Raw genomic sequence first — 9,156 nt, 5'->3', positions numbered from 1 at the left:
GCCGCAGCCCGGGCAGCCGGCGCAGCAGCGCGGCGAGCGCGATCTGCGCCTCCATCCGGGCCAGCGAGACGCCGAGGCAGTAGTGCACGCCGTGCCCGAAGCCCAGGTGCGGGCCGCGGACCCGGCGCAGGTCCAGCCGGTCCGGGTCGGTGAAGTGGGCGGGGTCGTGGTTCGCCGCGTTGATCGCCACCCCGACGATCGACCCCTGAGGGATGCACACCCCCTGGTACTCGACGTCCTCGGTGGCGATCCGGGGGCTGGCCACCGGCAGCGGGCCGTCGAACCGGAGCAGCTCCTCGATCGCCGCGGGCAGCAGCTGGGGTGTGGCGCGCAGCAGTTCGAGCTGCTCGGGATGGGTGAGCAGGGCCAGCACCGCGTTGCCGAGGAAGTCGGCGGTGGTCTGGTGCCCGGCGAACACCAGCAGGAACGTGGTGGTGACCAGCTCCGCCTCGGACAGCGTGCCGTCGCGGTCGACCGCGTCGATGAGCGCCCCGATGATGTCGTCGGCCTTGTCGTCGCGCTTGGCCCGCACCAGGTCGGCGAAGTAGTGGTGCAGCCGCAGCTGGGCCTCCTGCACGGCCGCCCGCTCCTCCTGCGGCGGCCGGCGGGTCGAGCCGGAGGTGCGGATCACCTGGGTCCAGTCGAGCACCCGGTCGTGGTCGGCCGGCGGCACCCCGAGCAGCTCGCAGATGACGGTCATGGGCAGCGGGATGGCGAAGTCGTGCATCAGCTCGGCCTCGCCCTGCGGGAGCATCTTGTCGATCAGCTGGTCGACGACCTGCGCCACCCGCGGCCGCAGCGCCTCGATCCGCCGGGGCGCGAACGCCTGGGACACCACCCGGCGCAGCCGGGTGTGCTCGGGCGGGTCCGAGTTGAGCATGTTGCGGTTCAGGCCCTCCGAGTTCGGGCCGAAGATCCGCAGGTAGTGCTGGCCGGGGCCGTAGAGGTCCTTGGACAGCCGCGGGTCGGTCAGCGCCGCCCGGGCGTCGTCGAAGCGGGTGATCAGCCAGGAGTCGAAGCGCGGGGAGCTGACCGGGCACACCGGCCGGTCGTTGCGCAGCCGGGCGAAGGTCGGGTAGGGGTCGGCGGCGAACCCGTCGGTGTAGAGCTCACCCGCCGGCACGGCGTCCTCGGTCATCGGTCCTCCTCCGGTGCGCTGCCCACGCTGTGCAGCACCTGGTAGGTGTGCCGCTGCGCGGACTCGCGCAGCTCGCGGATGATGCGCAGCAGCCGGTCCCGATGCTCGCTGCGGCCGAAGGCGTCCAGCCGCTCGCGGTCCGCCCAGTCGCTGATGATCAGGTAGCTGCGCGGGTCGTCGGCGTCGCGGACCAGGTCCTGGTGCAGGCAACCGTCCAGCGTGCGGATCTCCTCGGCCGCCGTGCGCCACTCCGCCTCGAAGCGCTGCTCGCAGCCCTCCCGGGTACGCATGGCGAGCACCGTGCGTACCCGGGTCACCGGGCACCCCCGAACACCAGGTGCAGGTGCTTGCGGAGCGCGTCGGCGTCGACCGGCTGGCTGCGGAACCCGACGTGCCCGTCCGGGCGGATCAGGTAGAGCCCGGTGCCGGTGACCCCGTACGCGGCGCGGAACCGGCCGTCGGCGTCGCGCACCACCGGCGGGGCGAGCAGGCGCGGTTCGGCGGCGTCCGGGCCGAGCAGCAGGTACGCGTCGACCTCCTCGGCCGTCTGCCGCCGCACGTCGGCGCAGAGCTCGGCGATCGCGTCCAGCGCCGCCTCGTCGGCCGTGGCGTCGGCGTAGAGCAGCAGCGTGTGCCGGGTGCCGCGGGTCAGGTCGCGCAGCCGCAGCGGGTGGCCGACGCCGCGCCGGAGCAGGCCCTCGACGTCCGGCGCGCGGTCGCCGGGGCGAGGGGCCTCGCGCAGCGCGTCCGGATCGGACACGCACTCGCCGACCAGCGGGCTGCCCGCGTAGCTGAGCAGCATGGACATCTCCTGGAGGAACTGCCGCTTCAGGTCCTCGCGATCCAGCTCGTCGGTGAACGCCATCCGCACCGCACGGCCGACGATCTCCTCGCCCTCCGGCCGCCGCTCGGTCTCGTAGCTGTCCAGCAGGCCGGGCGCGGCGAGCCCGCGGACCGCCAGGGCCAGCTTCCACGCCAGGTTCCAGGCGTCCTGGATCCCGGTGTTCATGCCCTGGCCGCCGGCCGGCGGGTGCAGGTGGGCCGCGTCGCCGACCACGAACACCCGGCCGTCGCGGTACCGGTCGACGATGCCGTGGCTGATCCGGAACACCGACGACCAGCGCAGGTTCGAGGCCCGCGTGCCGGGCGGGGCGAGGCGGTCGAGGGCGGCCTGGACGTCGGCCAGGGTCGGCGCGCCCAGCTCCGCGCTGAACCCGGGCGGGGCGTCCTGCCCGCCGGTCTGGGCGAAGAAGCGGGGCGGGGCCAGGGTGGCGATCCGGTACCGGCGCTCGCCGCGCAGCGGGACGCAGACCAGCATGCCGTCCATCCGGCCGTCGGTCTCGTGCAGGAACCGCAGCAGGTGACCGTCGGGCATGTCCCAGTCCACGTCGACGTCGCCGAGCATGAACAGCTGCGGGAACCGGCCCAGCCCGCCGGTGAAGGTGAGGCCGAGCAGTTCCCGGACCCGGCTGTGCGCGCCGTCGCAGCCGACCAGGTACTTCGCCCGTACCGTCTCGGTGCCGCCGTCGGCCGTGGTGACGGTGGCCGTCACCCCCTCGTCGTCCTGGGTGAAGCCGACCAGTTCGGCGCCGCGCCGCGGGCGTACCCCGAGGGTGGCCAGCCGGGCGGTGAGGATGCGCTCGGTCTCGTACTGGGGCAGGCCCAGGTGCGCGTACGGCAGGCCGGGCAGCTCCCAGCTCATCCGGTGGGTCTCCACCCCGTTGACGAAGACCATGTTGCCGGTGAGCCAGATGCCGGCGTCCATGGCCTCCCGGACGACGCCCTGTTCCTCCCAGATCTCCATGGTGCGGCAGTGCACACCGATCGCCTTGTCGGCCTGCCCGGCCGGCGTGGCCAGCTTGTCGATCACCCGGCACTCGATGCCCCGCCGGGCCAGCTCGACGGCGGCGGTGAGCCCGGTGGGCCCCGCCCCGACGACGAGTACGTCCGTTGTTCTGTGCACGTCGGCCTCCCTGCCCGTGGTGGGTTGTCGCCTGCCGCCCGTGTCGGGTACGACGTGGAAAAGGCGGCGCCGGATGTCGAGAAGGAACGGCGCGATCGGGCCGGCCTGCGCGGAGGCGTGAGCCGGGTCGGCGATCCAGCGGAGGAACTCCGCCGCGCTGTTCCACTCGGCGAAGATGTGGTGCACGTCCGACCCGGGTTCGCGCAGCAACTGCTCGCGCCGGTACCCCGGTATCCCGGCCATCCGCGCCCGGACCTCCGGGTAACCCCGGTGGAACTCGGCGAGCCGGGGCGCCGGCACGGTCAGCTCCACGTCCACGTAGACCGTCGAGTCGCCCGCCCCGTCCTCGCGCAGCAGCGGGTAGTCGGCCGGGGCGACCGGCTCGGTCAGCGGCCGGACCAGCTCGGCCAGCCGCGCGGCCACCGGCCCGTCCCGGTACGCCCGCAGCGCCGCCTCGTCGGCCCACTCGGTGACGACGACGAACCCGCGCGGGTCCAGGGCGTCCAGCAGCAGCTCGTGCCGGAGGTTGCCGGCCAGCCCGCCGATCCGCCCCGCGACCGTCCGCCACGCGGAGCGCACGGCGGGCTCGCAGCCCTGACGCGCGCGCATCCGGAGCATCGTCCTGATCATGAGGTTCCCTTCGACGGCCTGCGGGTGACGGTGGAGCTGTCGCGGCCGGCGCCACCCGGACCACCACGTCGTCGCGCTGCGACCCTGCCGGAGGTCGCGTCAACCCGCCGTCACCGGCGACCCCTGTGACGTCCCGGCCCGGTGACGCCGCGGGGACGCGCCGCCGCTACGACGCGCCTCCGCGTTATTGCAAAAGATTGGCAACAAGCCTCGACAGGCGGCCCGCGCGGTAACTATCGTCAGCGCCATGACTCCTTACGGACTGGACGCGCGGGCATGGCAGGAGAGCTGGGACCGGCAGCAGGAGGCATTCCTGCCGGACCGGGAACACCGCTTCACCGCGCTGCTCGACGCCGCCGAGGCCGTGGCCGGCGACCGGCCCCCGCGCCTGCTCGACCTCGCCGGCGGCACCGGCTCGATCAGCCTGCGGGCCCTGGCCCGCAGGCCGGACGCCGAGGTCACCGTGCTCGACCTGGACCCGGTCCTGCTCACCCTCGCCGAGGCGTCCCTGGCCGGCCGGGCCACCGTCGTCACCGCCGACCTCAACGACACCGACTGGGCGGGGGCGCTCCCCCACCGCGACTACGACGCGGTGCTCACCGCCACCGCCCTGCACTGGCTGGACGGGCCGCGCCTGGCCGCCCTCTACCGCGAACTCCGGGACGTGCTGCGGCCCGGCGGGGTGTTCGTCAACGCCGACCACATGCCCGACGACGCGCTGCCCACGCTCACCACCCGGCTCACCGAACGGGCCCGGGCGGGCCGGCACGCCCGCCACCGCGCGGGCGCCGCGCTGTCCTGGGCGGACTGGTGGGCGCAGGCCGCCGCCGACCCGGTGCTCGGACCGCTGGTGGAGAAGCGGCGGCAGATTTACCCGACCGGGCACAGCCCCGAGTGGAACCCGCCGGCGACCTGGCACCTCGACGCCCTGCGCGCGGCCGGCTTCGCCGAGGCCGGGGTGCTCTGGCGGGGTGGCGCCGACGCCGCCGTGGCCGCCGTCCGCTGACCCGCGCGTCCGCGCCGTGCGACGAGCACGTCCGACCCGCAAACACCGATCGACCGGCCAGGGTGGACGGCACCCGCCGTACCCGCCCGGCCGGCGCGGTCGGCGGGCCGGGCTTCCGTACCGTGGGCGGGGTGAAGATCTGGGACCGCCTCGCCGGCACCGCCGCCGACCTGGGGTTCGTCGTCGCGTTCCTGCTGGCGCTCGGGGTCGAGGCCGTCGCCATCGCGCAGACCTGGGGCGCCCGGTACTGGCTGTTCGGCGGGCTCGCCGCCGTGGTGGTGGGCGTGCTCGCGCTGCTGCGCCGGTGGCACCGCGGCTGGCCGGCCGTCGCCGGGCTCCTCGCCGCGGCGTGCACCGTGCTGGTCGCCCGGCTGGCCCACCTGCCGGCCGAGCCGGGCCCGGCCATGGCGCTCGCGCTGGCGGTGCTGGTCGGGGCGGCGCTGCGGACCCTGCCGCCGGTGCCGGCGGGCGCGGTGGGCGTCGCCGGTCTCGCCCTCGTGGTGGGCAGCCAGTTCGCCGCCCGCCCGTCCAACTCCGGCATCGCCTCGGTGGCCGCCCTGGACGGGCTGACCTGGCTGGTCGCCGTCGGGGTCGGGCTCTCGCTGCGGCTGGTCGACGCCCGCAACCAGGCCACCGCCGAGAAGGTACGCCAGGACGAGCGGCTGGAGCTGGCCCGCGAGCTGCACGACGTGGTCACCCACCACATCACCGGCATCGTGGTGCAGGCCCAGGCCGCCCAGCTGGTGGCCGGCAAGCACCCGGAGAAGCTGCCGGCCACCCTGGCCGGGATCGAGCTGGCCGGCTCGAACGCCCTCGCGGCCATGCGCCGGGTGGTCGGGCTGCTGCGCGACACCGAGGACGCGGCGCCCGCCTCGCCCGGCCCGGAGCAGCTCAGCGCCCTGGTCGAGCGGTTCAACCGGCACGGCCCGCCGGTGCGGCTGCGGATGCCCGAGCCGGCCGCGGAGTGGCCGCCGGAGGTGACCACCACGGTCTACCGGATCGTCCAGGAGTCCCTGACCAACGTGTCCCGGCACGCCCCGCACGCCCGGTCGGTCACCGTCACCGTCGGCCAGGACGCGCACGGCATCGCGGTGGAGGTGGTGGACGACGCGCCGCCGGCGCCCGCCCGGCAGGGCCACCGCAGCGGGTACGGTCTGGTCGGTATGCGCGAGCGTGTCCAGACCCTCGGCGGCACGCTCCGGACCGGTCCCCGCGCCGGCGGCGGATGGTCCGTGCTGGCCACCCTCCCCCTCCCCTCCAGGACGGCACGATGACGATCCGGGTGCTGCTCGCCGACGACCAGGCGATGATCCGTGGCGGCCTGCGGCTGATCCTGGAGGACCAGCCGGACATCAGCGTGGTGGCCGAGGCGTCCGACGGGGTCGACGCCATCGCCCAGGCCCGCCGGCTGCGCCCGGACGTCTGCCTGGTCGACATCCGGATGCCCCGGCTGGACGGCATCGAGGTGACCCGGGCGCTGGCCGGCCCCGGGGTGGCCAACCCGATGCGGGTCATCGTGGTCACCACCTTCGACCTCGACGAGTACGTCTACGGTGCGCTGCGCAACGGCGCGGTCGGCTTCATCCTCAAGGACGCCGGGCCGGCGCTGCTGGTGGAGGCGGTCCGCGCCGCGCACAACGGCGACGCGCTGGTCTCGCCGTCGGTGACCCTGCGGCTGCTCAAGCACGTCACCACGGCCGGCAGGCCGGCCCGCGGCAGGCCCACCCCGAACCTCTCCGAGCGGGAGATCGAGGTGGTCCGGGCGATCGCGCGGGGCCGGACCAACCAGGAGATCGCCGCCGAGCTGTTCATCTCGTTGAGCACGGTCAAGAGCCACCTCTCCGGCATCCAGACCAAGCTGGGGCTGCGCAACCGGGTCGAGGTCGCCGCGTGGGCGTGGGAGAACCGCGTGGTGGAGAGCAGCTGACCGGCCCCCTCCCGTCCTGGTCGGGACCGGGTGCCCGCGCCGGACCGCTCGACCACATGTCCGCACACCTCCGTCCACCGGGGACGGGCGCGGCGGGGCTAGGCGTCGGGCGCGCGGACGGTGCGGAGCAGGAAGCCGGGCAGCGAGAGCTGCTCGCCGGCGGTCTCCGCGGCCACGTCGATCTCCTCGACCTCCGTGCCGACCCAGTCCGGCTCGGCGAAGCCCGCCCGCAGCAGTTCCTCGGTCACGCCCCAGCCGTGGCCGTCGGCCAGCGACACCGCCAGCACGAAGACGGTCGCGCCCGGCGCGGCGAGGCCCGGCAGTGCGGCGAGGTATTCGTCCGCCGCGCCGCCGCCGCGCCGGACGAGGCTGTGCAGCAGACCGGAGTCGAACACCGAGTCGAACGGCGCCGACGGCAACGACAGCCGCGTGGCGTCCTGGACCTCGAAGTGCACCGTCAGGCCCTCGCCGGCGACCTTGGCCCGGGCCTGGTCGATCGCCACGCGCGAGATGTCCACCGCCGTCACCTGGTAGCCGCGGCGGGCGAGGGCGACCGCGAGATCACCGGCGCCGCAGCCGATGTCGAGCACCTTCGGGCCCCGCACCCCGCCGTCGAGCACCGCCGCGAGGGCCGGCTGCGGACCGCCGATGTCCCAGGGCGGCCCGCCCGAGTGGGCGGTGTCGCGGTAGACCTCGTCGTAGTCGATGTCGTAGGGCCGGCCGTCGACCGTGCCGTCGCGTGCGCTCATCGCGGACCCCCTGGACGATCTGGGCTCGACCAGCAGCCTACGTCGTGGTGGACGGTCGTGGTCGGTGCGCGGTCAGCGGGTGCGCGCGTCGGCGAGGCCGCGCAGGCCGGTAGGTCCGCTCCCCCCGCCCGCCTCCTCACACGAAGAGGCGGGCGAGTTCGGTGCGGGAGCGGACGCCGAGCCGGTGGAAGATGTTCCGCAGGTGGTGGTCGATGGTCCGGGTGGAGAGCGACATCCGGGTGGCGATCTCCCGGTTGGTGGCGCCCTCGGCGACCAGCTGGGCGATGTGCAGTTGCTGGCCGGTCAGCAGCTGCGCCGCCGGCCGTTGCGGCGACCCGACCGACTCCCCCGCCGCGCGCAGCTCCGCGCCGGCCTGGTCGGCCCAGACGGTCGCGCCGAGCAGGGTGAACGTCTCCCGCGCCCGGTGCAGGTGCGCGCGGGCGTCCCGCGGCCGGCGGGCCCGGCGCAGCTCCCGGCCGAACAGCAACTCGGTGCGGGCGCGCTCGAACCGGTCGGTGTCGGTGGGGTGCAGCCGCAGCGCCGTGCGGAACTCCCGCTCGGCCTCGGTACTGCCCCGTGGCGCGAGCAGGGCGTGGCAGCGGGCGGAGAGCGCCCGGCGCGACGGGCTCGCCGTGCTGCTGGCCCAGCGGTCGAAGACGGCGAGCGCGGCGGTGGGCCGCCCGCCGTCGTGGGCGGCGGCCTCCACCAGGTACGGCGTGGCCATCACCTGCACGAGGACCTGACCGCGGCCGGTGCCGCTGCGGGCCAGCGACGCCAGCCGGGTGGCCGCGTCGGCGTGCCGGCCGTCGACCAGGTCGAGCACGCCGAGCGCCCACTGCGCGTACGCGTAGGGGCGGCTGCCCGGGGTGGCGCCGTCGCCGATCTCGGCGATCCGGGCGAGGCTGGTGGCCCGGTCGGCCCGCACCGCGGCCAGCACGGCGAGGATGCCGAGGTGGACCCGCGCGCAGGTCGACTGCCCGGTGGCGCGGGCCACCCGCAGCCCCTCGCGGGCGGTCTCCGCCGCCGTGGCGTGCCGGCCCAGCCAGTACTCGGCGACCGCCCGCAGCTCCAGCGCGCGGGACAGCACGGACAGCTCGCCCCGGGCCCGGGCCAGCTCGACGGCGCGGTCGGCGAGCCGGTGCGCCGCGCCGTCCACGGCCACCAGCAGTCCGGCGACGGCGGCGCAGACCAGCCCGGCCGGGGTGAGCGCCGGTCCGGCCAGCCGGCCGCCGAGGACGACGACCCGGCGCAGCGCCGGCCCGCCCTGCTCGTGGTCACCCCGCAGGGTCGCCGCGACGCCGGCCGTGAACGTGGTCAGCAGCGCCAGGTCCGGCGGGTCCCCGGGCCGGCGCAGCGCCCCCGCCCGCCGCGCCACCTCGGCGTACCGGTAGTGGTCGCCGGTGAGGCAGATGGCCTCGCCGGCGCGGGCCAGGCCCAGCACAGCGGCCGCGCGGTCGGCCGGTGCGACCGCCTCGGCGGCGGCGAGCAGGGTGACGACCGCGGTGGACGGCGCATCGCAGCGCAGTTGCATCTCGCCGCGCAACAGGTCGGCCCGGCCGGCCGTGGCCGGGTCGCCGGAGGGCAGCGCGTGCAGCAGGCGCCGGGCCTCGTCGGGGTGGCCGGCCGTCCAGGCGCACCGGGCGGCGGCGACCAGCCGTTCGGCGGCCCGGGCGGGATCGTCGCTGAGTTCGGCGGCGCGGCGCAGCGCGGCGACCGCGCCGGCCCGGTCGTCCGCGTCGGCGG

Annotated in this window: 8 protein-coding genes; 3 read left to right on the top strand and 5 right to left on the bottom strand. The window is 75.9% G+C overall.

Annotated features, from left to right (window positions below):
- The 3 genes from ACW0Q9_RS26125 to ACW0Q9_RS26115 all read right to left on the bottom strand — a co-directional run.
- Positions 1-1,138 (bottom strand): cytochrome P450 family protein (locus tag ACW0Q9_RS26125; protein ID WP_456185696.1); only part of this gene is annotated, 1,138 nt, incomplete at its 3' end.
- Complete coding sequence (locus ACW0Q9_RS26120) at positions 1,135-1,455, bottom strand: putative quinol monooxygenase (RefSeq protein ID WP_357344272.1); 321 nt, start codon at positions 1,453-1,455, stop codon at positions 1,135-1,137. The genes ACW0Q9_RS26125 and ACW0Q9_RS26120, both read right to left, overlap by 4 nt.
- Complete coding sequence (locus tag ACW0Q9_RS26115; protein ID WP_456185694.1) at positions 1,452-3,731, bottom strand: FAD-dependent monooxygenase; 2,280 nt, start codon at positions 3,729-3,731, stop codon at positions 1,452-1,454. The genes ACW0Q9_RS26120 and ACW0Q9_RS26115 overlap by 4 nt, the downstream gene beginning before the upstream one ends.
- A 247-nt stretch (positions 3,732-3,978) precedes the next feature.
- Between ACW0Q9_RS26115 and ACW0Q9_RS26110 the strand changes: the two genes are divergently transcribed.
- From ACW0Q9_RS26110 to ACW0Q9_RS26100, 3 genes are all read left to right on the top strand, one after another.
- On the top strand, positions 3,979-4,737 hold the full coding sequence (locus ACW0Q9_RS26110; protein WP_456185692.1) for a class I SAM-dependent methyltransferase: 759 nt from the start codon (positions 3,979-3,981) through the stop codon (positions 4,735-4,737).
- A 62-nt stretch (positions 4,738-4,799) separates the two neighbouring features.
- On the top strand, positions 4,800-6,011 hold the full coding sequence (locus ACW0Q9_RS26105) for a sensor histidine kinase (RefSeq protein ID WP_456185690.1): 1,212 nt from the start codon (positions 4,800-4,802) through the stop codon (positions 6,009-6,011).
- Entirely contained in the window at positions 6,008-6,664 is a 657-nt protein-coding gene (locus tag ACW0Q9_RS26100) for a response regulator (protein WP_456185688.1), read from the top strand. The genes ACW0Q9_RS26105 and ACW0Q9_RS26100 overlap by 4 nt, the downstream gene beginning before the upstream one ends.
- Before the next feature lie 98 nt (positions 6,665-6,762).
- On the opposite strand, the gene ACW0Q9_RS26095 is transcribed toward ACW0Q9_RS26100, so the two are convergent.
- The gene (locus ACW0Q9_RS26095; RefSeq protein ID WP_456185686.1) at positions 6,763-7,413 is read right to left on the bottom strand and encodes a class I SAM-dependent methyltransferase; all 651 of its coding nucleotides are present in this window, start codon (positions 7,411-7,413) and stop codon (positions 6,763-6,765) included.
- Between the two features lie 136 nt (positions 7,414-7,549).
- Positions 7,550-9,156: LuxR C-terminal-related transcriptional regulator (locus tag ACW0Q9_RS26090; protein WP_456185684.1), on the bottom strand; the 1,607-nt coding region annotated here is incomplete at its 5' end.

Source organism: Micromonospora sp. I033, from assembly GCF_053890995.1.
Note: the sequence above shows the minus strand (reverse complement) of the source record. Positions and strands in the feature narration are given on the sequence as shown.